Here is a 1,375-nt window from a genome sequence, read left to right on the forward strand (position 1 = left end):
GGGCACATCCTGCCGTACCCGTCCGGTAAGCCGTACCCGTCCAGGAAGACGCCGAGGGCCACAGCCGCCCGGCCGCGCCCTGGAGCACCGCCGCCTCCACCGGATCGCCCTGCGCCACCGTCACCAGCGCCAGCAGCTCGATGACGAGCACCGAACCCAGCAGGTCCCGGAACGCGTGCGCGTCGGCCAGCGCCTTCGCGAGCAGCTCCCGCGCACCCGCCGCGTCCCCGCCGGCCCAGGCCGCGTACGCCAGCACGTACAGCGCGTACGAACGCGCCCAGCGCTCCCCGTGGTCCTCGCAGACCCGGCGCACCTCCTCGCACAGCCGCACCGCGTCCCGCAGGTCGCCCCGGAACGCCCGGGCCATCGCCAGCTCCACCCGGCCCATCAGGACGTTGCTGTTCAGCTCGCCGACCGCCCGGTAGCGCTCCAGCGCCGAGCGCAGCAGCGTTTCCGCACCGGACATGTCGTCCGTGACCAGGGCCAGACAGCCCGTGCGGTGCTCGGCGTACGCCACCGCCACCGGGTCGCCCGCCCGCTGTGCCCGCTCGCGGCAGGTCCGCAGCGCGTGCAGCGCCGGCCCGCTGTCGCCCTGGAGGATCGCCACGTAGCCCAGCACCCACAGCGCCTTCAGCCGGGCCCGCTCGTACCCGGTCTCCGGTTCCAGGCTGAGCTCCAGCCAGCGCCGCCCCTCCGACAGCCGCCCGCAGCCCACCCAGCAGAACCACAGCGAACCCGCCAGGTGCTGGCCGAGGTGCGCCTCGCCCGGCTCGGTCAGACAGCACTCCAGCGCGGCCCGCAGATTCGGCAGTTCCACGTCCACCCGTGCGGCCACCTCCCGCTGCCGGGGCGTGAACCACTCCAGCTCGCACCAGGTCGCCAGGCCCAGGTACCAGTCCCGGTGCCGTCTGCGCAGCCGCTCCGCGTCCCCGGCCGCCGCCAGCCACTCGGCGCCGTACTCGCGGACGGTGTCCAGCATCCGGTAGCGCGGGCCCGCCGGGGTCTCCTCACGGGCGAGGACCGACTGGGCCAGCAGCTCCGAGAGCACGTCCAGCACGTCCTCGGCGGGCAGCCCCGCCCCGCCGCACACGTACTCGGCCGCCTCCAGGTCGAAGGACCCCGCGAACACCGAAAGGCGCGCCCACAGCAGCCGTTCGGCCGGGGTGCACAGCTCGTGGCTCCAGCCGATCGCGGTGCGCAGCGTCCGGTGCCGGGGCAGGGCGTCCCGGGCGCCCCCGGTGAGCAGCCGGAACCGGTCGTCGAGGCGGTCCAGCAACTGCTCCGGGGACAGCGCGCGCAGCCGGCCGGCCGCCAGCTCCAGCGCCAGCGGGATCCCCTCCAGCCGGCGGCACAGCTCCCGTACCCCGGGGCCGTC

The 1,375-nt window shown here is 75.6% G+C and carries 1 protein-coding gene; it reads right to left on the reverse strand.

Annotated elements, in window-relative coordinates:
* Nucleotides 1–1,375 (reverse strand): ATP-binding protein (locus H5J33_RS35320; RefSeq protein ID WP_399553009.1); only part of this gene is annotated, 1,375 nt, incomplete at both ends.

The sequence above is a fragment of the Streptomyces sp. WELS2 genome, assembly GCF_013870595.1.
Lineage (GTDB): Bacteria > Actinomycetota > Actinomycetes > Streptomycetales > Streptomycetaceae > Streptomyces.